The organism is Flavobacterium bizetiae (assembly GCF_024271895.1).
Taxonomy (GTDB): domain Bacteria; phylum Bacteroidota; class Bacteroidia; order Flavobacteriales; family Flavobacteriaceae; genus Flavobacterium; species Flavobacterium bizetiae.
In genome coordinates this window covers 1,510,011-1,533,779 of sequence record NZ_CP091861.1, presented here as the reverse complement: position 1 = coordinate 1,533,779, position 23,769 = coordinate 1,510,011, and the positions used below count along the sequence as shown (strand labels likewise).

Annotated in this window: 22 protein-coding genes; 12 read left to right on the top strand and 10 right to left on the bottom strand. The window is 33.8% G+C overall.

Annotated features, from left to right (window positions below; all coding sequences use genetic code 11):
• Positions 1 to 160: 160 nt before the first annotated feature.
• Entirely contained in the window at positions 161 to 808 is a 648-nt protein-coding gene (locus L0669_RS06865; RefSeq protein ID WP_263762291.1) for a hypothetical protein, read from the bottom strand.
• 221 nt (positions 809 to 1,029) lie between these two features.
• On the opposite strand from L0669_RS06865, the gene L0669_RS06860 reads away from it, so the two are divergent.
• The 5 genes from L0669_RS06860 (at position 1,030) to L0669_RS06840 (ending at position 5,385) form a co-directional block, all read left to right on the top strand.
• Positions 1,030 to 1,521: a nuclear transport factor 2 family protein gene (locus tag L0669_RS06860; RefSeq protein ID WP_263762288.1), complete on the top strand. Its 492-nt coding sequence runs from the start codon at positions 1,030 to 1,032 to the stop codon at positions 1,519 to 1,521.
• A 262-nt stretch (positions 1,522 to 1,783) separates the two neighbouring features.
• Positions 1,784 to 3,166 (top strand): ammonium transporter, encoded by a 1,383-nt coding sequence (locus L0669_RS06855; protein ID WP_173969679.1) that lies wholly within the window; start codon positions 1,784 to 1,786, stop codon positions 3,164 to 3,166.
• A gap of 374 nt (positions 3,167 to 3,540) precedes the next feature.
• Positions 3,541 to 4,218, top strand: coding sequence for a tRNA (guanosine(46)-N7)-methyltransferase TrmB (gene trmB, locus L0669_RS06850; RefSeq protein WP_042563416.1), 678 nt, complete (start codon positions 3,541 to 3,543; stop codon positions 4,216 to 4,218).
• Between the two features lie 40 nt (positions 4,219 to 4,258).
• Positions 4,259 to 4,894: a LysE family transporter gene (locus tag L0669_RS06845; protein WP_173969678.1), complete on the top strand. Its 636-nt coding sequence runs from the start codon at positions 4,259 to 4,261 to the stop codon at positions 4,892 to 4,894.
• 164 nt (positions 4,895 to 5,058) lie between these two features.
• Entirely contained in the window at positions 5,059 to 5,385 is a 327-nt protein-coding gene (locus L0669_RS06840) for an MGMT family protein (protein WP_263762286.1), read from the top strand.
• 186 nt (positions 5,386 to 5,571) lie between these two features.
• On the opposite strand, the gene L0669_RS06835 is transcribed toward L0669_RS06840, so the two are convergent.
• Together L0669_RS06835 and L0669_RS06830 are read right to left on the bottom strand one after the other, a co-directional pair.
• A complete protein-coding gene (locus L0669_RS06835; protein WP_263762284.1) occupies positions 5,572 to 6,897 on the bottom strand; it encodes a sensor histidine kinase in 1,326 nt (441 codons plus the stop codon).
• A 132-nt stretch (positions 6,898 to 7,029) separates the two neighbouring features.
• Positions 7,030 to 8,388 (bottom strand): sigma-54-dependent transcriptional regulator, encoded by a 1,359-nt coding sequence (locus L0669_RS06830; protein ID WP_263762282.1) that lies wholly within the window; start codon positions 8,386 to 8,388, stop codon positions 7,030 to 7,032.
• 157 nt (positions 8,389 to 8,545) lie between these two features.
• On the opposite strand from L0669_RS06830, the gene L0669_RS06825 reads away from it, so the two are divergent.
• The 3 genes from L0669_RS06825 to L0669_RS06815 all read left to right on the top strand — a co-directional run bounded on the left by L0669_RS06825 (position 8,546) and on the right by L0669_RS06815 (position 13,213).
• On the top strand, positions 8,546 to 9,796 hold the full coding sequence (locus L0669_RS06825) for an efflux RND transporter periplasmic adaptor subunit (RefSeq protein ID WP_263762281.1): 1,251 nt from the start codon (positions 8,546 to 8,548) through the stop codon (positions 9,794 to 9,796).
• A gap of 129 nt (positions 9,797 to 9,925) precedes the next feature.
• Positions 9,926 to 10,633 carry an ABC transporter ATP-binding protein gene (locus L0669_RS06820; RefSeq protein WP_263762278.1) on the top strand — a complete coding sequence of 236 codons (708 nt, stop codon included), beginning with the start codon at positions 9,926 to 9,928 and terminating at the stop codon, positions 10,631 to 10,633.
• Positions 10,634 to 10,783: 150 nt separating this feature from the next.
• Positions 10,784 to 13,213, top strand: coding sequence for an ABC transporter permease (locus L0669_RS06815; protein ID WP_263762275.1), 2,430 nt, complete (start codon positions 10,784 to 10,786; stop codon positions 13,211 to 13,213).
• A gap of 65 nt (positions 13,214 to 13,278) precedes the next feature.
• Here L0669_RS06815 and L0669_RS06810 read toward each other — a convergent pair whose 3' ends face one another.
• Positions 13,279 to 14,892 carry a L,D-transpeptidase family protein gene (locus L0669_RS06810; RefSeq protein WP_263762273.1) on the bottom strand — a complete coding sequence of 538 codons (1,614 nt, stop codon included), beginning with the start codon at positions 14,890 to 14,892 and terminating at the stop codon, positions 13,279 to 13,281.
• Between the two features lie 419 nt (positions 14,893 to 15,311).
• On the opposite strand from L0669_RS06810, the gene L0669_RS06805 reads away from it, so the two are divergent.
• From L0669_RS06805 to L0669_RS06790, 4 genes are all read left to right on the top strand, one after another.
• Positions 15,312 to 16,442 (top strand): Mrp/NBP35 family ATP-binding protein, encoded by a 1,131-nt coding sequence (locus L0669_RS06805; protein ID WP_173969565.1) that lies wholly within the window; start codon positions 15,312 to 15,314, stop codon positions 16,440 to 16,442.
• A 107-nt stretch (positions 16,443 to 16,549) separates the two neighbouring features.
• The gene (locus L0669_RS06800) at positions 16,550 to 16,789 is read left to right on the top strand and encodes a NifU family protein (protein ID WP_055097397.1); all 240 of its coding nucleotides are present in this window, start codon (positions 16,550 to 16,552) and stop codon (positions 16,787 to 16,789) included.
• A gap of 215 nt (positions 16,790 to 17,004) precedes the next feature.
• The gene (locus L0669_RS06795) at positions 17,005 to 17,487 is read left to right on the top strand and encodes a hypothetical protein (RefSeq protein WP_173969566.1); all 483 of its coding nucleotides are present in this window, start codon (positions 17,005 to 17,007) and stop codon (positions 17,485 to 17,487) included.
• Positions 17,488 to 17,547: 60 nt separating this feature from the next.
• The gene (locus L0669_RS06790; RefSeq protein ID WP_026982672.1) at positions 17,548 to 17,865 is read left to right on the top strand and encodes a 2Fe-2S iron-sulfur cluster-binding family protein; all 318 of its coding nucleotides are present in this window, start codon (positions 17,548 to 17,550) and stop codon (positions 17,863 to 17,865) included.
• A gap of 80 nt (positions 17,866 to 17,945) precedes the next feature.
• Here L0669_RS06790 and L0669_RS06785 read toward each other — a convergent pair whose 3' ends face one another.
• From L0669_RS06785 to L0669_RS06760, 6 genes are all read right to left on the bottom strand, one after another.
• Complete coding sequence (locus tag L0669_RS06785; RefSeq protein ID WP_263762271.1) at positions 17,946 to 18,446, bottom strand: SMI1/KNR4 family protein; 501 nt, start codon at positions 18,444 to 18,446, stop codon at positions 17,946 to 17,948.
• Positions 18,447 to 18,506: 60 nt separating this feature from the next.
• The gene (locus L0669_RS06780; RefSeq protein ID WP_263762269.1) at positions 18,507 to 18,908 is read right to left on the bottom strand and encodes an immunity 22 family protein; all 402 of its coding nucleotides are present in this window, start codon (positions 18,906 to 18,908) and stop codon (positions 18,507 to 18,509) included.
• Between the two features lie 132 nt (positions 18,909 to 19,040).
• A complete protein-coding gene (locus L0669_RS06775; protein ID WP_173969569.1) occupies positions 19,041 to 20,030 on the bottom strand; it encodes an aspartate-semialdehyde dehydrogenase in 990 nt (329 codons plus the stop codon).
• Positions 20,031 to 20,148: 118 nt separating this feature from the next.
• Complete coding sequence (locus L0669_RS06770) at positions 20,149 to 20,607, bottom strand: hypothetical protein (protein ID WP_263762267.1); 459 nt, start codon at positions 20,605 to 20,607, stop codon at positions 20,149 to 20,151.
• Between the two features lie 138 nt (positions 20,608 to 20,745).
• The gene (gene mscL, locus L0669_RS06765) at positions 20,746 to 21,129 is read right to left on the bottom strand and encodes a large conductance mechanosensitive channel protein MscL (protein WP_065451524.1); all 384 of its coding nucleotides are present in this window, start codon (positions 21,127 to 21,129) and stop codon (positions 20,746 to 20,748) included.
• Positions 21,130 to 21,197: 68 nt separating this feature from the next.
• Positions 21,198 to 23,669 (bottom strand): bifunctional UDP-N-acetylmuramoyl-tripeptide:D-alanyl-D-alanine ligase/alanine racemase, encoded by a 2,472-nt coding sequence (locus tag L0669_RS06760; RefSeq protein ID WP_263762265.1) that lies wholly within the window; start codon positions 23,667 to 23,669, stop codon positions 21,198 to 21,200.
• Positions 23,670 to 23,769: the final 100 nt, after the last annotated feature.

Below are 23,769 nucleotides of genomic sequence, written 5' to 3'. Positions count from 1 at the left end.
ACTAAAAACTGAAACTGAAAACTGTTTCGCGTGAGGGATAGAAGCTGGCTACCGAAGTAGCGCGGATAGCCCGACAGCAATAAAGAAAGGAGCCGACTAAGCGATTGCATAGTTGGCCCCTTTTTTTATTGGTGGCACGCCCAGATTATTGACGTAATTATTATGATTTTGGTAATGGAGCTCCAACGGCGATATCGCAACGATGTCCGGGTTTTCCGTGCGCTGGATTCATTCCGTCTGCTACTGCTTCTTCGGTGCTTAATAAGGCCGGAACTGCATTGTTTACAGGTGGTGGCGTAACGGTAAAGTTTTGCGATGTTGTTCCGCTTTGTGCTGTATTGGTCGCAGGTTTTGCTACGGGAGAGTTTAAAGGTGATCCTACCGGAATATCACATCTGTGACCTGGTTGTCCGTGTGCCGGATTCATTCCTTTTGCCACTTTTACAGGAGTAGCCGTTGTTGTTACTACTTGTTGCTGGCCTGCATTTACTTGTACTGGTTGCGATGTTTGTGTCGCAGTTTGGCCTTGTTGTGCCGGAGCCGAATTTAATGGCGCGCCAACGGCGATATCGCAACGATGTCCGGGTTGTCCGTGAGCAGGATTTATTCCGTTAGTCTCCCCCATTACGGTATTGGGATTCGTAACAGGATTTTGAACTACCGACGGTGTTTTTGTGGTATCTTTTGCTAATCCTAGTTTTACCAATTCGGATGTTGGTGTGTTTTCCTGCGGTTCTAATTCTTTCTTGCAAGAGGTTAAAACTAAGGAAGTAACAAATATTGAGGTGATAAGTATTTTTGGATTCATGATGTATCGATTTTAAAGCACTCAAATATAGTAAGATTTCACCATATAAGTAATATAAGATTTGTATTGCTTTTTCATTTAATCTCGCAAAGGCGCAGAGGCGCAAAGTTTTTCTCGCACCCTATAATACATCTCTACAAAAAACCTTTGTCCCTTTGAACCTCTGCACCTTTGCACCTTTGAAAGTTTTTTTGCTAACTTTATCCAAAACAAAACCTCTCATGAAAAAATCAATTCTACTTTTATTATTTGTTGTCTCTTTTGCTAATGCACAAACGTCTGAAAAAGACAAAGTCAACCAAACAATCGATGCCTGGCATAAGGCTGCGGGCGAGGTAAAATTTGACGATTACTTTAATCTGATTGCCGAAGACGGAATTTTTATTGGAACTGACGCCACCGAAAACTGGACTAAAAAAGATTTTAAAGTTTGGGCAAAACCATTTTTTGATAAAGGAACAACCTGGAATTTTAAAGCTCTGGAACGTCATATCTTTTTTGATAAAACCGGGAAAATCGCGTGGTTTGATGAATTGCTAAATACACAAATGAAAATTTGTCGTGGTTCTGGTGTTTTGGTTAAGGTGGGGAAAGAATGGAAGATTCAGCATTATGTTTTATCGATGACAATTCCTAATGACGAAGTGGATGCGGTGACCAAAATAAAAGCGCCTATCGAAGACGTTTTGATTGCGAAGCTTCAGAAAAAATAAACATTTTCGAACTTTGTTCTTATAATCCTAACTTTTCTAGCGCTTTACGGCGTTGTATATCAAATTAATTATAATACAATTGGCAATTTTATCCGTAAATTAGAAGTTGAAAATAACATACTCTCAAAAAAATGGATCGAATTTTACAAAATTAACTAAAATAAAAGATCAACCTCTATTTTATTAGCCCTTAAAATCAAAATCTTTATTTTTTTTTAACTTTGACCCCAAAAAAAATAGGGTTAAATAAAGTATTTGAAAAATGAAAATAGAAAAACGCTGGATCATTTCCTTTATTATTATAAGTATTGTTTGTATTACGGGCGCGTTTTGGCCAACAGTTACTGAAAATAGTTATGTATTATCTGAATTTGGAACAACAGATCATATCGTTCCTGCCGATGTTGCTTGGATGTTAACTTCCTGCTGTCTGGTTTTGATTATGACGCCGGGATTATCTTTTTTTTACGGTGGAATGGTAGGCCGAAAAAATGTGATTTCGACCATGTTGCAAAGTTTTATTTGTTTGGGCGTTGTAACGCTTTTATGGGTTGTAGTTGGTTTTAGTCTGGCTTTTGGCGATCCTGTAGGATTTGGTTCCGGAGAGCATTTTTATAGCTTTTTTGGTAATCCTACTACTTTTGCTTTTATGGATTATGTGGGCGTTTTGCCTCATAAAGAATTAGCAAGCACGATTCCGTTTATGTTGTTTGCGTTGTTCCAGATGAAATTTGCGATTATTGCTCCGGCAATTATTACAGGTTCGTTTGCAGAGCGCGTTCGCTTTATATCGTACTTACTATTCATTAGTTTGTTTACCATTTTTATTTATGCGCCTTTGTGCCATTCGGTTTGGTATCCTACAGGTGTTTTAGGAAGTTATTTTGGTGTGAAAGATTTCGCCGGAGGAACTGTCGTGCACATGAGTTCAGGTTTTGCTGCACTTGCAGGAGTTTTGGTTTTAGGAAAAAGAAAAAATAGTGCTCATATACCAACCAATATTCCGTTTGTATTATTAGGAACGGGAATGTTATGGTTTGGATGGTTTGGTTTTAATGCTGGATCGGCTCTTGCGGCCAACGGAACTGCTGCAATGGCTTTTGCCACAACTACAACTTCATCTGCCGCCGCAATGTTAACTTGGGTTTTCTTTGATAGAATGAACGGTAGAAAAGTTTCAGCTCTTGGTGCTTGTATCGGGGCTGTTGTAGGTTTAGTTGCTATTACGCCTGCCGCGGGATTTGTATCGGTTCCTGAAAGTATGTTTTTTGGATTCATAACGGCTTTGGTTTCGAACTCGGTTGTAAATTGTCGTTTTTCTAAACGATTTGATGATACACTTGACGTTTTTGCCTGTCACGGTGTTGGCGGAATTATGGGAATGATCCTGACTGCGATTTTTGCTCATGGTGAAGATGCAAGTTTACTTCACGGTGGATGGAATGTTTTCGGTCACCATATGATGGCTTTAGTTTTGGTTTCTATCTTTACTTTCTTCGGAGCTTATTTCTTGTTTAAAGTAACGAACTTTATAATCCCACTTCGTGTTTCTGAAGAGAATGAACATATTGGTCTTGATTTGTCTCAGCATGACGAAACGCTTGATCCTAAATTAAAACCTATTACTGAGGCTCATTACGGGTAATTTTTTTTGCCACAGATTACACAGATTAAAATGATTTTCTTACCTGAGGTAAAAAATAGTTTGCCACGAATTTCACTAATTTTCACTAATTTTTTCTGCTATCTAGCTAAATTGATTCGTGGAAATTCGTGAAATTCGTGGTTAAAAACTTAACCGCTTTAGTTCCTACCGAACATTTTTATTGGGTGTACTAATCTAATTTTCTACCGACATTCAACTCCTAAAAGAGTATTTCAAAAAATCTTTTTAATTCGTGTAATCTGTGGCAAAAAATTAGCACCAATTCATCGAATTCGGAACAAAAAAACTTTAAACCTAATTCGGCTATTTTCATTCGTTTATATTCCTTAATTTTGCTGAAAATTTTTGTAAAAGTGGGAAGTAAAAATAAACTAAAAAGATTCAGAGAAAACGAAACGTTTGAAAACGTTTTTCAACCAACCAGAGAAGAAGTTGTAGGCGATTTAATGCCTTTGAAAGGGAAATGGAACTCTGATTTCTTTAAAAATGATAATCCATTAGTTTTAGAATTAGGATGTGGAAAAGGAGAATATTCTGTTGGATTAGCGGAAAGATATCCTAACAAAAATTTTATCGGTATCGATATTAAAGGAGCTCGTTTCTGGAGAGGTGCAAAAACTGCTGTAGAAACCGGACTTCATAATGTGGCTTTTATTCGTACTCAAATCGAATTGATCGACCATATTTTTAATGAAAATGAAGTAGACGAAATCTGGATTACTTTTCCGGATCCGCAAATTAAATACAAGAGAACAAAACACAGAATGACGAATTCGGAGTTTTTGAAATTGTATAAAAAAATCCTTAAAAAAGACGGTGTCGTAAATCTTAAAACCGACAGCGAATTCATGCACGGTTATACTCTTGGATTGCTTCACGGTGAAGGACACGAGGTTTTATATGCCAACCATAACGTCTATACAAACGAAGGAAGTCCTGAAGAAGTTACTGCTTTTCAGACTTTTTACGAGAAACAATATTTAGAAATTAACAAGGCAATTACGTATATTCGCTTTAAAATTAAAGACTAATTTAATTTTAAACACTTTTTCAACCCCATTAAATAACTGAATGGCATTACTTACCCCATTACTTTCAGGTTTTATTGCCGCTTTCATTGGGATTATTCCACCGGGATTAATCAATATGACGGCAGCTAAAGTAAACATGAAAGAAGGGAAAAAGAACGCCCTTTGGTTTGTTGCCGGTGCGGTTTTAGTTATCTTTTTTCAGGTTTCACTTGCGGTTTTATTTGCTCAGGTAATCGACAATCGCCCTGATGTGGTAACATTATTACGCGAGGTTGGGTTTGCTATTTTTTCTATTCTTACGATCTACTTTTTGTTTATTGCAAAAGAACCTAAAGCCAAGAAATCGAAGATTAAAAAGAGCAGCAAAAAAAGCCGTTTCTTTTTAGGAATGTTACTTTCCGGCCTGAACTTTTTCCCGATTCCGTATTACGTTGTGGTGAGTGTTACGCTGGCTTCGTACCATCTTTTTGCATTCGAAAACAACATTATTTTTACTTTTGTATTCGGATCTGTTTTGGGCTCGTTTGCCGCGTTATACAGTTACATTGGTTTCTTTGGAAGAATCGAAAAGAAAACCGATTATATCATGCGAAACATGAATACTATTATTGGTAGTATCACGGGAATAATTGCTATTGCTACACTTTTTAATATTTTGAATTACTATTTTGGATAAAAATATCTGTAGCAGATTAAATGAATTTTAAATTTGTTTCACGCAGATTATGCAGATTTAGGCGAATTTAAAAAGATTTTTAATTTAATTTTAATCTGCATAAAACCTAAAATTTACAAAATAAAGTAAAATCATTTTTAATCCTTTAATCTGTGGCAGAAAATATGGCTGAAGATAATTTTTTTGAAAGGGTTTATACCATCGCCAGACAAATTCCGTACGGAAAAGTAACTTCTTATGGCGCAATTGCAAAGGCTTTAGGAACGGCTCGTTCTGCCAGAATGGTGGGCTGGGCAATGAATGCCTGCCATAACATGGACGATGTTCCTGCGCACAGAGTCGTTAACAGAAAAGGTCTCTTGACCGGAAAACACCATTTTGACGGAACGAATTTAATGCAACAACTTTTAGAAAGCGAAGGTATTCAGGTAGTCGATAATCAAATCATCGATCTCGAAAAACACTTTTGGACACCTGAAATTGAATTTTAAAGGTTTTCACCATATAAGCTATATAAGTTCATTTAAAGTATTGTCTTGATTTACTTTGTCATTTAATCTCGCAAAGACGCGAAGTCGCAAAGTTTTTATTTTTAAATTTTCTTTGCGACTCTGCGTCTTTGCGAGAGATTTATGCGTAATGCTTAATATGAACTTATATAACTTATATGGTTCAAATCAGATCAGGCAAATCACAAAACTCGTTTTATCTTCATCGGTTTGGTAGCTTAAGTAGCCGCCATGTGCTTCGATGATGTTTTTAGAAAGTGTTAGACCAATTCCTGCGCCATCTTTTCTGGTGGTGAAAAATGGAAGAAACACTTTGTCCCTAATCTCAGAATCGATTCCTTTTCCGTTGTCCGAAATGGTGATAAAAAAGCGATTATTTTCGGTATAACTAGACAAAAACATTTTCTTTTCTGACTTTTCTTTTAAGGCGTAAACACTATTGGTAATGAGATTAATAATCACTTGTTCGATCTGACTTTTATCAATTAAAATAGATCTTGGGCTACTAATTTCATTAACCAATTCGATGTTCTCCGCTTTCAAAATTGGACTCATAATTCGCATACAATCCTCTAAGAGTAAATTTATAGGCGTCATCTGTTTCGTAGGCGTTGGCAGCATGGCGAGTTTTCGATAATTTTCGACAAAAACCTGCAAGTGATCACTTCGATTGATAATGGTCGAAATACTACTTTTGATATCATCGAAATCATCTTCTTCGAGTTTTTCCTGATCGACAATCTGAAGTAAATTCTGCGAAAGCGCACGAATGGGCGTTAAGGAATTCATCAATTCATGCGAAATAATTTTCATCAGATTAATCCAGGCTTCTTTTTCTTTTTTCTCAATAACACGCTGAATACTATCTAATAAAATAATGAAATATTCTTTTTCATAAGTTTGTGTGTAGGATGTTTGCAGCATAAAAGTCTGTAAATCCTGTTCTTCTATTTTAATCGAAATTGCCGATTTTAATTCTGAAAACTCGATTTTCTCAATCTCATTGCAGAGTGATGGTAAATAATTTTTCAGGTATTTCCAGTGACTTACTTTTGGCACTTTAAACAAGCGGGAAAAACAATCATTCATTAAAAAAACATTCCAGTCTTCGTTTTCTTTTTCAAGGATTAAAGTTGCTGTATCTATATTATTTAATATCGATTTGTAAATTAATTCTTTTGAGGTCTGGTCTTGCTGCTGGTATTTTAAGGTCTCATATAAAAGATATAAGTTGCTAAATTTCTTTTCTTTATAATCTTTCGGGAAGTTGGTCGAAAAATCATTCTGCAAGATCGAAAGCAATATTTTATCATAAAACAGTGAATGATTTTTGATATAAAAATACATCTCAAAGAGTAATAGTAAAATAAAAAAACCAACTAAAAGCGCATTGTAATAAAGCGTTTTATAAATCAAAAAAATGCAAAAGAAAAAGGGAATCATAACAAAGACAACCCTTAAAAACAACGCATTATAAAATTTCCAGTTTTTCATTATTTTATTTTTTATTGCCCGAGATTAAAGTTTTTAACCTCAAAGCACCCAAGGTTTTTCGCAAAGTTCGCAAGGTTTGGTTTGCAATTTAAACCTAATTAAAGATCACAAAGCTATATCTATAAAATTGTGTTATGAGTTTTTCAAATCGTATTTTTCAATTCTTCGATATAATGCGGCTCTTGACAAACCAAGTTCTTCTGCGGTTTTACTGATGTTTCCGTTGTATTTGAAAAGTGTTTTTTCGATGGCACTTTTTTCCATTTCAGACAACGGGTTTTCATCGTTTTCCTGAATTTCTTCGAAATCTAAAATATCGAGATTGGTTACAGAAATGGTATTATTGTCTGCCAAAATCAAAGCACGCTCTATTTTATTTTCCAGTTCACGAATGTTTCCTTTCCAGGGATATTTTTCTAAATATGGCGCCACATTATCTTCAAAATGCCATCCCGAAGCTTCGTGACCATGATTGTATTTTTCGGCAATCTTATCCAGTATAAAATGCGCCATCGGAACAATATCATCTTTTCGTTCACGCAATGAAGGCAAATGAATCTCCATTGTATTGATGCGATATAGCAAATCTTCACGGAAGGTTTTGTTTTTAACCTCAGCTTTTATATCACTATTTGTTGCTGCAATTACACGAACATTCAAAGGTCTCGCCTTACTTTCTCCTAAACGGGTAACGGTTTTGGTTTGCAAAACGTGCAATAGCTTAGATTGCAAATGCAGCGGAATATTGCCAATTTCATCCAGAAATATAGTTCCTCCGGAAGCTATTTCAAATCTTCCTGGTGTATCTGTTTTGGCATCTGTAAAAGCGCCTTTGGCATAACCAAAAAGCTCACTTTCGAATAAATTGTCACTCAAGGAACCTAAATCGACATGAATAAAGGGCTGTGCTTTTCGTTCAGAATTCAGATGAATAAATTCTGCAAAGACATATTTACCGGTTCCGTTTTCACCCAGAATTAAAACGTTTGCATCTGTTCTGGCGACTCTTTCGGCAATAGAATAGGCTTGTTTTATTTTAAGCGAATTTCCAACAAAATAGTTTTCTGCAGGTTTTTCTTCGACAACTTTTTTATTATTTTTTCTGCTTTCGGCTACAGCCTTATCAATTATTTCAAGCAATTTTTCGTTATTCCAGGGTTTCAGAACATAATCAAAGGCTCCAATTTTTATTCCTTCAACAGCGGTATCAATTTTACCAAAAGCGGTCATTAAAATCACAATGGTTTGCGGCGAAAGTGTTTTTATTTCTTTAAGCCAATGAATGCCTTCCCGCCCATCTTCGAAACCAATTCTATAATTCATATCTAATAAAACCACATTTATTTCATTTTCACTTAAAATAGAAATGATTTTTTTTGGACTATTTTCTGTAAAAATGGTTTCAAAATGTTTTTTGAGGATCATTTTTGCCGAAAAAAGAATTTCTTCCTGGTCGTCGACGATTAATATTTGGGCTTGTTTTCTTCGCATGATGTCTTTTTTTGTTCGATAACGAACGGTCAACTGTTCATTATCGAACACTTCTTTTTTGAATGGTTTTTAAAGCTTCTTTAAAATCAACACTTTACAAATAATAATTTTTATGGCACAGTATTTACCTATTGGTAATCAGTAAATTATTAAAGAAATGGACAAAGTAATTCCTCGTAAAAATAGAAAATTTAGATATCTCACAATAGCAATTGGAGTTTTTTTAGTTTTGGCAACAATCGTATTTTTTTCGTTTAATACTAAAAGAAGTTTAAATGTAAAAGCAGAAGAATTAAGTGTTCAGAAAGTTGAAAAAGCCTTTTTTGAAGATTTTGTTGTTTTTCAGGCCAAAGTAGAACCTTTGAATGTGATGCTTGTAAATGTTACAGAAGGAGGATCTGTAAAAGAGATTTTTGTTGAGAATGGCGCGATGGTTACACAAGGTCAGTCGCTGGCTCGTTTGTACAACCCAAATACTGAATTGAATTATCTGACTCAGGAAACAGCAATTATTGAGCAAATCAACAATTTGAATACAGGAAAACTAAACATTAGAAATCAGGAATTGAACTTGAATAAAGATTTGGTTTTAATTGAACATGATTATAATGACGCCAAAAGATTATACGATATGAATGCCCGATTATATGAAAAAGAGGTTATTTCTAAAAACGACTGGAATACTTTTAAGGAAAGCCTTCGTTTTCAGGAAGAACGCAAAAGAACGATTCAGCAAAGTATTCAAAAAGAAAAACAAACGAATCAGATTCAGATTTCGCAAATCAATCATTCGATTCAAACTATGGAGAAAAGTTTGGATATTTTAAGAAACAACAAAAAGAACTTTTTGATTACTGCTCCGGAATCCGGCCGACTTACTTCTTTTCAACCCGTGTTAGGAAAAACCTTTCAGGCGGGTGAAAGCATCGGAAAAATAGATTCTAAACAAGGTTATAAACTGACTGCGGATGTTGATGAATTTTATTTGGAAAAAATACGCGAAGGTTTGAAAGGTCAGGTAGAATTTAAAGGAAAAAACCTTGAAGTTTTAGTTACCAAAGTAATACCGGAAGTGAAAGGCGGACATTTTATAGTAGAACTTGCTTTTACATCTAAAGAGGATATTGTATTACAAGACGGATTAAGTTTTGGCGTGAAACTAATTTTATCTGAAAAAAATAAAACTCTTGTCATTCAAAAAGGAAGTTTTAGTCAGGAAACCGCAGGAAAATGGATCTTTGTAGTAAAAGGAAATAAAGCCGAAAGAAGAAATATAAAATTAGGCCGGGAAAACCCTTCGTATTATGAAGTTCTGGAAGGTTTAAAAGAAGGAGAATCTGTGATCACCTCTTCTTATACTGACTACAAGGATGTTGAACAATTATCGATTAGTTCACCAGCACAATAAATTCGTTTTAGGTTTCAGGATTCAAACCCAAGCCACAACTCATAATTCATAATTTATAATTAGCAACGTTTCAATCATCAATCAATCATCAATCAAAAAACAATCAATAACAACTAAAATTTTAAAACTATGATAACAATTCAAAATTTAACCAAAGTTTTTAGAACAGAAGAAGTAGAAACATCAGCTTTAAGCGAAATTTCTTTAGAAATTAAAAAAGGAGACTTCCTGACAATCATGGGACCTTCTGGTTGCGGAAAATCGACTTTACTCAATATAATTGGACTTTTGGATAGCGCGACCAGCGGAAGTTATAAGCTTTTAGATCAGGAAATGGTGGGTTTAAAAGAAAAAGGAAGAGCCATTGTTCGCAAAGAAAACATTGGTTTTATTTTCCAGAATTTTAACCTGATTGATGAACTTTCGGTTTATGATAATATCGAATTGCCTTTGCTTTATAACAATGTAAAAGCATCAGAAAGAAAACAAAAAATCGAGGCAATTGCTGAGAAACTAAATATTTCGCACAGATTAAAACATTATCCGCAGCAACTTTCAGGAGGACAACAACAAAGGGTTGCCGTTGCAAGAGCTTTGGTAAATGATCCTAAAATTATCCTTGCCGATGAGCCTACAGGAAATCTGGACAGTAAAAATGGTAATGAAGTAATGGAACTTTTAACGGATTTGCACGCTAAAGGAGCCACTATTTTGATGGTGACACACTCTGATTATGATGCTTCGTTTTCGCAAAAAACGATTCATATGAAAGATGGAGTTATATTTTCTGAGAAACTAAATCAGAGAAATGTTGATGTTTTTATGGACGCTAAATAACCTTAAAATGATAAAATTTATTGTAACCGCAATCTTAATCCTCGTGGGATTTGTTTGCAAAGTATTAGCTATAATATAACAATCTAACAGGCCTAAAAACCTGTTAGATCACACTAAAAAACCAACTACAATAACTATAAAAAAACTATCATGATTTTTAACTGGTTTAAAATATTTATATATCATTTAAAGCAAAACAAATTGTTTTCGTTTTTGAATGTCATGGGATTAAGCATTGGAATTGCAGGCGTAATTTTTGCGATTTTATATTGGAATAACGAACACGCCTACGATAAATGGAATCCTGAAAAAGAAAATGTATATCAGGTTCTAAATAAATTTGGAGACAGTGGCGATATATGGAACTCAAGCCCTGTGCCTTTTGGCTTAACCTGCAAAGCCACTATTCCTGAAATCGAATCTATTACTTTTTTCGCCAATTGGTATGCCGAAGATGTAATAAAACATGGCGGCCAAAAATGGATTGGAAAAAAAATCATAATGGCAGATTATGACTTCTTTGATTCTTTTCCGTTCCCAATTCTCAAAGGATCCAAAAAAGACATCTTAAAAGAAAAAAACAGTGTTGCTATTTCTGATGAGACTGCGAAACTAATTTTTAAAAATGAAGATCCTATTGGCAAAATTATTACAAAGGACAATAAACCTTTTGTGGTAAAATCGGTTTATAAAATCATCAAACCTTCTTCTATAGAACCCAATTATGTTTTTGGAGGCTTAATAGACCAAAATGATATTAGCCAATGGGGGAACTTCAATTATACCTTAATGATTAAAACCCGAAAAGGAGTTAGTATAGAGACGGTTTTAAAGAAGATGAAAAATGTAAATTTTATCAACAGGACTTTAAAAAGTGCCAAAGAAAATGGTCAAACAGCTGAGCAATATATCCAAGAAAATGGTGAGATTGGGATTATTGTTGACCAATTAGCGACATCTCGCTTACACGGCACAAAATCTATTAATGTCGATAATTTTCCTGAAGGAAGAGGTAATTTACAATTACTTTATATCATGGTTGGTTTATCTATCCTGATTCTTACTTTGTCTTTAGTAAACTATATTAATCTTGCAACTGCTTCAGCAATAAAACGCGCCAAAGAAGTAGGAGTTCGTAAGATTGTTGGAGCGAGCAAAAAACAAATTATCGCTCAGTTTATATTTGAAACTGCTATAATTGTAACTCTGGCTATTCTTTTTGCCTTGGCAATTGTAGAACTTTCATTGCCATATTATAACAACTTTTTGAAAAAGTCTTTAACTATGAATGGCAACGAATTTTACCTGCAGCTTATTTTTATATTTGCATTAGTAATCGTTCTTGCTGGTATATTCCCTGCTATTTACATCTCTAATTTTGAAACATTAAAAGTTTTAAAAGGCAATTTCTCCAGAAGCAAAAGCGGTATCTGGATTCGAAATTCGATGTTGATTTTTCAGTTTGGTATTGCTGCCTTTTTTATTATTGGTGCTTTAATCGTAAACTCTCAGGTAACTTATATGATGAATAAAGATCTTGGCTTTAGCGGAGATCAAGTCATCCGTATTCCGTTTAGATATAATGATCAATCTAAAAAATCAGAAAAATACCAAACTACAAAACAAGAGATCTTAAAATTTTCAGGCGTTAAGGATGCATCTACATTTGCAGGTTCTTTTGGAAATGGCAGTAATTCAAGTTCAGGTTTTACCTACAATGGTATTTTTGTACAGCCAAGGAATATTGTAATGGATTATGGTTTTCTCGAAATGATGAAAATTAAAATCGTTAAAGGACGAGATTTATCCCCGAAATACGCTTCAGACACCATTAGCAATTGGCTAATAAATGAAACTCTGGCCAAGAAACTAGGACTTAAAAACCCTATAAATACCATAATACAATCCGGTTGGGGAAATGAGAAAGGAAATATGTCATTTAAAGTGGTTGGTGTTGTTAAGGACTTTCATGTTACCGGTCTTCAGAGCGAAGTTCCTCCAATGATTTTCGTAACAATAAAAACTCTTAAATGGAATAATTTTGATAATGTTTTTGTAAAAGTTTCACCTAACAACTTAACCGAGACTTTAGCAAAATTAAAAAACTATTGGGAGAAAAACATCAATCAGGATTATCCTTTTGACTATGAATTTGTAAACAAAGGATTTGCCAAAACCTATCAAGAACAGGTGAAACAGAAAAATTTATTTTTTATCCTGAATCTTGTGGTAATCATTATAGCCGTTTTTGGTTTATTTGCTTTAGCCTCATTCTCGATGGAAAGAAGATTAAAAGAAATCGCAATCAGAAAAACATTAGGCGCAGAAACGGATGCTTTACTAAAAGAACTATCCAAACAATATATTGGTTTCTGTTTATTTGGGTTTGTAATTGGTATTATCCCAGCCTATATTTTGTTACAAAAATGGCTGGAGAATTTTGCATTCAGAACCAATATTTCAGTTGCTCCGTTTAGCGTTGCTCTAGTTTCGTTAGTGATTTTAACTTTAATAATAGTGCTGGCAAAAGCCTATCAGGTAACCAAAATCGATATCTTAAAATATTTAAAATACGAATAAGCTTGTAGACCATTTTTTTTAAGAAACCCGCCAAATTTTAACAACTTGGCAGGTTTCTTTTTATTTTACATTACAGCATCAGCATAGAGTAGTTTATACAATTGCGTGTCTCTATCATAAACATCAGGATAAAAACCAATATCGCCGTCATCGCTTACCCAGGCTGTAAAATAACCAATATAAATAGGTATTTTAATTTTCAGCTTGCAAGTAGTTTCTTTTTCGCCGCTCATCGCCTGATCTATTTTATCAACTGGCCAATCCGGATCGTCTTTTAAAATGGCAAGCGCCAGATTTTTTGCTTCTTTTACATTAATACATCCATGGCTAAAAATACGTTTTTCGAATTCGAACAAACTTTTTGCCGGTGTATCATGCAAGTAAATATCATTCGGGTTTGGGAACATAAATTTCACCAATCCCAGAGAGTTTTTAGGACCTGGTTTTTGTCGAACGTTACCGCCATTCCATTCCATATTATGATCGGCCAGATAGTTTTTATCTTCGGCCATTTTTAGTTTTAATTCATTTTTAATGATACTCTGCGGAACATACCAATACGGGCTAAAAACAATCCTGTCCATCTCTCCGCTAAAGATCACCGTTTCGGTCATTCGGGTTCCTACAAAAACATCTGATACTAATTCGTATTTACCATTTTTTACATAAATCAACCTGAATGATGGTATATTAATCATTATATATTCATCTGCTTTTGCCAGATTTGTCGGGATCCATCGGCAACGCTCCATGTTTAGCATTATCGTTTTTATACGATTACCAATAGGCTCATTCATCTGATTAATATGATCTCTGGTAAGGGCATAATTTAATTTAAGTCCGTATCTTTTTTTATACTTTAAAACACCGGCCATCATTTCTTCGTCGTAGACATCTCTTTTAGAATCCTGCGCTAAATCACCCACTACAAACAAACGTTCGCGTATTTGTTTTATCGCAACACCACTATCAAATGGTCGCAAATCTTTGTAAGTTGCGCTATCAATATCTATTTTCTTCCAAAGATTATTTTTCTCAATTGTTCGGTATTTTTTTAATACTTTTTGAAGTTTATAATATTGTCCGAATAAAAGATTTTCATCTTTATTTAATCGGTCCGGATCGACCATAAGAGAGTCTAATATCTTGGCATACGATATGTTTTTTGCCGGCAAGAACCAACCAATTTTCTTTAGGGTTGCAGCATCAACACCTGAATAAACGTTGCTTGCATAAAACACATACATATTAGACAATAAAAGTTCGGTATCAATTTGAGGTAATTTATTAGAGACATTTTCATTAAAAATATCATCTACCAAATCCATATAAGGCATAGTAGCTTTTATACCCTGGTCATTAAGCAAATGCACTTTATGATACAAGAGCGATCCAAATTCGCTAACGCTTTTATCATCATGCCAAATCAAATTGTATTCTTTCTTTTTATAAAGATCGAGAACATCATTTTGGTATTTTTTTAATTTGGGATATTTTTTATAAAACTGATTAATGGATTCCGCATCAACAGTAGCTTTTGAAACATATCTTTTGGAGGAAAGAACATTTTCAAATTCCGTCTTTTTATTTTTTGTAATAATCTCTTTGGCAGAAGATTCAAAGGGTGACATCAAAAAACTAACAGCAATAATTACAGAGAAGAAAGTAAAATTTCGCATATTTCTTAGATTTAAATTAGAAAGGAAATTCTATTTAAAAAATACCGAAACCCCATAATTTGTCCAAAAACAAGTTTTCATATATTTTTCAAACAGTGGAAATCATAATTTGGGTACTCAAATATAGCTAAGATTATTGACATTTTAGTCATCATTTTTTTAAAATTGAATATAAAATTAATCAGTTTTAACTTAAAAAGCATTTTTAATACATCGTCTCAGAAGCAATTTTTGCTTTAGTTTTATTGTAAGAAAGCAAATACAAACCTTTAAAATCATTTTGACTAATCTCTATATCAATAAATACAATTTAAAAGGGTTTGAATCCGAACATAATCTGTTATCTTTGTAGTCTGAAATCAGTTTAAATAAACACAATACGGAAATTGATTTCTTTCAATAGAAAACAGTAGATTAAGATGAAATTAGATAGAAAAGAAATTCTTAAAGCTCTAGAGACAATCACTATAGCCGGAGAAGGAAAAAATATGGTTGAAAGTGGCGCTGTTGCCAATGTCATTACTTTTGGTGATGAAGTTGTGGTAGATTTACTTTTGCACACACCAGCAATGCACATTAAAAAAAGAGCCGAAGATGATATCAGAAAAACAATTCTTGAGTTGGTATCTCCTGAGGCAAAAATCAAAGTAAACATTAAAGTTGAAGCGAAGGAAAACCCGAACGAAATAAAAGGAAAGGCTATTCCGGGAATCAAAAATATCATTGCCGTTGCCTCTGGTAAAGGTGGAGTTGGTAAATCGACTGTTACTGCAAATCTTGCTGTAACGCTTGCTAAAATGGGATTTAATGTTGGTATTCTTGATGCCGATATCTACGGACCATCGATGCCTATTATGTTTGATGTTGAAAGCGAAAAACCAATTTCGATCACTATTGACGGAAAATCAAAAATGAAACCTGTTGAAAGTTATGATATCAAAATCCTTTCTATTGGTTTCTTTACAGCTCCAAGTCAAGCTGTTATCTGGAGAGGTCCAATGGCTGCAAAAGCATTGAACCAAATGATTTTTGATGCAGATTGGGGAGATTTAGATTTTATGTTAATCGATTTACCTCCAGGAACCGGAGATATTCATCTTTCGATCATGCAATCGTTACCAATTACTGGTGCTGTTGTAGTAAGTACTCCTCAGGCTGTAGCTCTTGCCGATGCTAAAAAAGGAGTTGCTATGTTTATGCAGGATAACATCAATGTTCCTGTTTTGGGAATTATCGAAAATATGGCGTACTTTACACCAGAAGAATTACCTGACAATAAATACTATATCTTTGGACAAGAAGGTGCAAAAAACCTTGCTCAGGATTTAGATGTTCCGTTTTTAGGTGAAGTACCAATTGTACAATCTATTCGTGAAGCCGGAGATTATGGCCGTCCTGCAGCAATGCAAACTGCTTCTGTAATCGAAACTGTTTTCGAAGAGATCACCAGAAATGTTGTGCAGGAAGTAGTAAACAGAAATGATACTTTGCCTGCTACAGAAGCCATTAAAATTACAACTATGGCAGGTTGTTCAGCAGTAAAGAAATAAATTAGATAATGAGATAATGAGGCAATTAGATAATGCTTCCCGGAGAATTTAAAATTTTCTTTAAGCATTATCTAATTCTCGAATTCTCTAATTGACACATTAATATTATGACAACAGAAGAATTAACAAACAACGTATTATTGGCTCTAGACGAAATCAGACCTTTTTTAAATTCTGACGGAGGAGACATTACGCTAATTTCTATAGACGATGACAAACATGTCAAAGTTCGTCTTGAAGGAGCATGTATTAGCTGTAGTGTAAACCAAATGACGCTAAAAGCAGGTGTTGAAACAACAATAAAAAAATATGCTCCGCAAATAGAAACTGTGGTAAATATAATGTAATAAAAACGCTATTTTTTCTGCTTTTTAGATTTAATCAATTAACAAGAATAATAGTTCTTTAAGCGCTTTGATTTGATATTTTTTAAAAATAAGACACAAACAAAGCAACTTATTGCGGATTTAGCAAAAAACAACGTAAAGATTTAAGAGTTTTAGTTAAGGAATTGTTACATATTTAACTTAAATTTGTCACATAACCCCAAAATCTTAAATTTATGAAGAACTATTACGCTCTATTTTTATTGCTATTTTTTGTTTCTGTGAATTATGCACAGCAAACTACGCAAACTCTAGTTGTTGACAAAGCCTGGTTAAACGAATCAGAAGAATGGTCAGACTTTAAATACTCAGGTCAGATTGTATTTTCGACTAACGCAAATGAAGAGGAAGGCAGTTTAAGAATTGGTAATTATGATTTCTTATACGATTTCTGTAACGGCAAAGCCAAATTTGCAAACAAAGCAACTTACAGCGCAGCTCAATTTGCACATCCTAGAAAAGTATCTGTAACAACAGATAAACAAGGAGTAATGAATTCAACTTATGAAGGTACTTTAATCTTTCAATCAGATAAAGATTATTATTCTGTAATTGCTTTTGTTACTATACTAGAAAAAAACGGAAATATTCTTGGCGTAAAAATGCGCCCTAAAGAAGGAAGCAAAAAAGAATACGCATTTAGTTTAAAAAATAGTTAACGTAATTAAGGATTTTTTCACGTTATAAAATCCTAACCAGTAAAATTCCAAATAATTAAAATGGATGTATTAATAAAGATTAAAGATCGAGAAGGAGTTATACACGAGTTACAAGCTCCAACTGATATGGCAATGAATATAATGGAGTTGTGCAAAGCATACGAACTACCTGTTGAAGGAACCTGTGGCGGAATGGCCATGTGTGCTTCTTGCCAGTGTTATGTTCTTAATGATGTTGCATTACCTGAAATGGGAGATGAAGAAGAAGCCATGCTGTCGGAAGCATTTTACGTTAAATCAAATAGCCGTTTGGGTTGCCAGATTCCAATTACTACTGAATTAGAAGGATTAGAATTAGAATTAGCTCCTGAATACTAAACCATAAAGTACAAAATTTTAAAATTCCAAATTCCAACAATAGTACACACTATCGGAATTTGGAATTTTTTATTTGTAGTTTACCCCAAATCATCCGGGTCAAAAGGTTCAAATTCTCTTTCAGGAAATGCTTCGGTTAAAATTCCTGACGAACACAACCAGGTTATCGTTTCTTCGAGTGTATTTCCTGTTTTATAAATCATTTCGCTATGTCTTGGCAAAACGAAATATTCTCCTTTATAAAGAATAATTTCATCTCCGTCATACGTGTCTCCAATTCTAATTGAATTTAAAACTTCCTCTTTTGTCAACACCTCTTTTCCTTCATCCCAAAACCAATATTCTGTAATACGATTTTTCCATTCTTCTAAAGTAAGGATTATGGTTTCCGGAAGATAGATTCGAACATAAGTTCCGCCAAGAATTCCGCTTCCGTAAGTTGAAACATATTCTTTATAATCATCATCAAAAACAATATTTAAGGTTTTCTCGCACGCCAGAATATCTTCATCCTCTGCAAGAAATAAGTCTGTTTTATTGGTCTTGTAATTCGGGATTATTTTATAATTGTCGAAATTCATTTCATCTGTATTTATAATAGCTAAGATACGATTTTCGCTATTTTCTTTAAAACTTTAAATTCAAATATCATATTCAATTTCTCCTATATATAAGAGATTAAATTTTGCATCAGCTATCGAAACCGGGTTTTTAATCTGATTTTTCGAAATAAACACAAGCGTATTTAGCTCTTCCGGATTTTTATTTAAGTGCATCAATCTTTTTTTCGCTTCAGAAATCCATTGTGTACCATACGAATATCCCACGAATTTTTCTTCAAAAGAAATCGCTTCATTTTCAAATCCGCTTTCCATAAAATCATGATCTAAAAAATGCTCGCTTTGGGATTTTGCAAACTCCGATATGTATTTTTCTTCATAATCATCATCTTCATAATACGCTTCATCCTCGCCCACAAAATCAAAATATTCTTTTTCTGATTCAAACTTTCCAAACCAAAAATAACTAATCTCTGTTCTCATAATTTTAAATGAATATCAAACAAAAGTATCGTTTATGAATTACAATTTTTAAAAGTTACGCAATAAAAAAACCGCAATCACATTTCTGCAATTACGGCTTTTCCTTTATAACAATTTTCTTTAATCTCTAGCTTATACCAAACCTGCCTGAATTAAATATTCAGCAATTTGAATTGTGTTTGTTGCAGCACCTTTTCTCAGGTTATCAGCAACAATCCACATGTTTAATGTATTTGGCTGGCTTTCGTCACGACGAATTCTACCTACAAAAACATCATTTTTACCTTCTGCATATAATGGCATTGGGTATGTAAATGTATCTAAATTATCCTGTACCACTACTCCATCTGTATGGTGCAGAATTTCACGTACTTCGTTTACATCAAAATCATTTGTAAACTCAACATTTACCGCTTCACTATGTCCGCCCACAACTGGTACACGAACTGCAGTTGCAGTAACTCTGATGGTATTATCACCAAGAATTTTTTGAGTCTCGCGAACTAATTTCATTTCTTCTTTAGTGTATCCGTTTTCTTCGAAACTATCGCAATGTGGAATTGCATTTCTATGAATTGGATATTTGTATGCCATTTCTCCCTGAATTCCAGCGTATTCATTTTCTAATTGTCTTACCGCTTTTACACCAGTTCCGGTGATCGATTGATAAGTAGAAACAATGATTCTTTTAATGTTATATTTTCTGTGCAACGGAGCCAAAGTCAATACCATTTGAATAGTAGAACAGTTTGGGTTTGCAATAATTTTATCTTCTTTTGTTAATGTATCAGCATTGATTTCCGGAACGATCAATTTTTTTGTCGGATCCATTCTCCATGCCGAAGAATTATCAATAACTGTTGTTCCTGCTGCTGCAAATTTTGGCGCCCACTCTAATGAAGTATCTCCTCCTGCCGAAAAAACAGCAATATCTGCTTTTAAATCAACAGCGGTTTGTAATCCTACAACTTTATATTTTTGACCTTTATATTCAATTTCTTTTCCAACCGACTTCTCAGAAGCCACAGGAATTAATTCTGTAACAGGGAAATTTCTTTCTGCTAAAACTTTAAGCATTATTTCGCCAACCATACCAGTGGCACCTACAACGGCTATTCTCATTTTTATATTTTTAGTATGAATTAATCTAATTTACTCTGCAAAAGTAGCTATAATAAAAAACAAAACAATGTGCTTCACAAAAAATAACAAAATGTTATAAATCAAACAATGTTCTTTTTTAATCCCAACCAGGACCATTTTTTTCATTACAATCTACAATCCTTCCCCAATCTGAAAATTGTAATGGAGGTTCACCTTTTTCAGAAAGTAAATACATTTTAAAAAAAGTTTCAAAAAAATCAATATTTAAACATGAATACTCTTCTTTTAAATCTAGTAGTTTAATCCTGCCATTTACAATAGATTCTCCAAATAACTTCTGGTTTTCAGGCGTAAGGCTTCTTAAATCCAAATGCCTATTTATCCATTCGTCATTGCTTGTTTTATAAAATCCCCAACCACATTCTCCACTTTCATCATCTAAATCTGGGATTTGAGTTTCTAACCAATTAGCTAAGTCTTTTCCTTTTTCAAACAAGAATAATTCTTTAATTGCAATTTTTAAAATTTCATCATAACCCGTCCATCTCCTTCCAAAACATCTGCCATCTTTTAATACTATAAATCCGCTTGCCATAATCGTTAAGGTTTCTTTGCATTATAATCTCTCAAATATATTTTATTTATCTTACGAATGCCATTAGATAATCACAAAAAAAACCGCCTCAATCAAGAAGCGGTTAAGTTAGACTTAGTGTAGCGGTATATTATTATATTATTGCTTATTCTTTAACAGATCTCTAATCTGAATAAGTAATTCTTCCTGTGTTGGTCCTGCTGGTGCAGCTGGTGGCGGAACTTCTTTCTTTTTTGCATGATTTATTCCTTTAATAATTAAGAATAAAACAAAAGCAACAATAAGAAAGTTAATTACTGCCGAAAGAAACAAACCATACTTAACGCCTCCAAAAGCAGTTAGCTCTTCTATAGTCGATAAATGTGCCGCATCTAGTGCCGGTTTTAATATTAATGGCGTAATTACATTTTCAATTAATGAGCTCACAATTTTGCCAAAAGCAGCTCCAATTATAACACCGACAGCCAAATCGACTACGTTGCCTTTCATTGCAAATTCCTTAAATTCTGAAAACATCCCCATAATTGATTCTTTTAGTTTATAAATTAATTGAAATCGAAAATACGGAATTTTCTGCAAAGTTTCAAAATCTACCTAAAAAATACTCTTTTTACGCGTTGCGAAATGCTGGTCATAATTTCATACGGAATCGTTTTTAGCGCTGCAGCCATTTCTATAACGGTTGGGCTTTCGCCGAAAATAATCACAGAATCTCCTTCTTTACAGTCGATATGGCTTACATCAACCATCAGCATATCCATACAAACATTCCCTACTATTGAGGCCTTTTGATTTTTAATTACCACATAACCCACTAAATTTCCCCATAAACGAGAAATTCCGTCAGCATAACCTATTGGTATTGTTGCAATTTTAGTTTCCTTTTCGGCCATAAAACGACGTCCGTAACCCACACTATCTCCGGCAGGAATAGTGCGAACCTGAGAAATAATCGATTTTAAAGTCCCAACGTTTTCCAGGTATTTCTGTTCTGCCGGATCGTTTGAAACTCCATACAAACCAATTCCTAAACGTACCATATTATATTGCGCGTCCGGGAAATTACTAATTCCGGATGTATTTAGAATATGACGAATTGGGTTTATATTTAATTCTGAAATTAATTTTGATGATAATCTTTCGAATAAATTAATCTGCGAATGAACAAAATCAAAATGTCTTGCTTCGTCGCTAGTTGCCAAATGCGACAATACACTTTTTACTTTTACGGTCGAATTTCCTTTTAAAGTCTGAATCAATTCGTCCAGCGTATTTTCTTCAAAACCCAAACGATGCATTCCTGTATCTAATTTAATATGAATAGGAAAATCTTTTAAATTCTTTTCGCGGGCAATTTTCAAAAAGGCTTTCAATCCTTTTACACTATAAATTTCTGGCTCAAGATTGTACTGAATAATCGAAGGAAAACTGGTCGATTCAGGATTTAAAACCATAATTGGCAGTTTTATTCCGCCATTTTTAAGCGAGATTCCTTCATCTGCGAAAGCCACACCCAAATAATCGACTTTATGATGTTCGAGTAATTTCGCAATTTCTAATCCTCCGTTGCCATAACCAAATGCTTTTACCATCACCATCAACTTTACGTTATTGGCTAATTTTGATTTAAAGTAATTCAAGTTATAACTGATAGAATTTAGATTAATTTCGAGAACTGTTTCGTGCGTTTTCTCTTCAAGCAGCGACACAATTTCTTCAAACTGAAATGATCTTGCTCCTTTTATTAAAATCGTTTCATTTTCGAAATTCAGGTTTTCAATTTCGGCAATAAACTCGGCTGTATTTTGAAACGTGATGACATTAGAAAATTTAGACTTAAAAGCTGAAATTGTAGTTCCAATTCCGATCACTCTGTTAATTTTATTATCCGTAATTAATTGCCCAACTTTAGTATACAATTCTTCATTCGAAAAACCACTCTGAACAATATCAGACAGAATAATTGTTTTTGAAGCATTCTTTTTCTTCTGACTTTCGAGAAAATCAAGGGCAATTGTTAGCGACTCAAAATCGGAACTATAACTATCATCAATTATACTGCAATTATTGATTCCGTTTTTAACTTCCAGACGCATTTGTACCGGATACAAACGCGCAAATCTATTTTGAATCGTCTCTGAATCGTATTTTAAATAAAGCAAAACTACCAAACAAGAGATGGCATTTTCTATAGAAGCGGTATCACTAAACGGAATTTCAAGATCGAAAGTTTCTCCTTTATATTGGTATTGAATATGTGTTGAATCGCTTTTATTTTCTTTTTTCAGAATAAAAACATCAGCAGAAGTATCTGTAAAACTCCACGAAAAAAGAGTTCTTGGATGCATCATATATTCGGCCACAAACTGAGATAAACAAGAATCTACAATTTCGTTCTTTTGATAAATTATTACCGGACAATCTTTAAATAAAATTAATTTTTCGTCGATCTTTTGCACTAAATTCAAAAATCCCTCATCGTGTGCGCTTCCTATATTGGTAAGCACGCCAATGGTAGGTTTGATAATTTTCTGCAGATTTACCATTTCGTTAACCGTAGAAATTCCGGCTTCGAAAATTCCTAAATTATGTTTTTCATTAATGGCAAGTACAGACAAGGGAACTCCTACCTGAGAATTGTAGCTTTTAGGACTTCTGATGATATTAAAATCTGGACTTAACAAGAAATTAAGCCATTCTTTTACGATCGTTTTGCCGTTGCTTCCGGTTAATCCAATAATAGGAAAATCGAAAAGATTACGGTAATATCCTGCCAACTCCTGTAATGCTTTTAGGGTGTTTTTAACGACAAGAAAATTGGCTTTACCCGCACAATTTTCAGGAATATATTGCACTACAAAATTTTGAACACCTTGTGCAATCAACTCCTCAATATACAAATGAGCATCATTATTAACACCTGATAAGGCAATAAACAAAGTTTCAGATCCGTTTTGTAAAGAGCGGCTATCGATTGAAATATGATTAATAAAAATATCCGTTTCGGAGCCCGTCCATTCGGCATTAAGAACCGGTATAAGGCTTTTTAAGTTTATGCTCATTGAGAAATTCTTTTTGTCAAATTTAAAAAAAGGTTTGCCATGAATTTCACAAATTTTCACTAATTATTTGTGATTGTTTTTTTGCCACAGATTAAAAAAA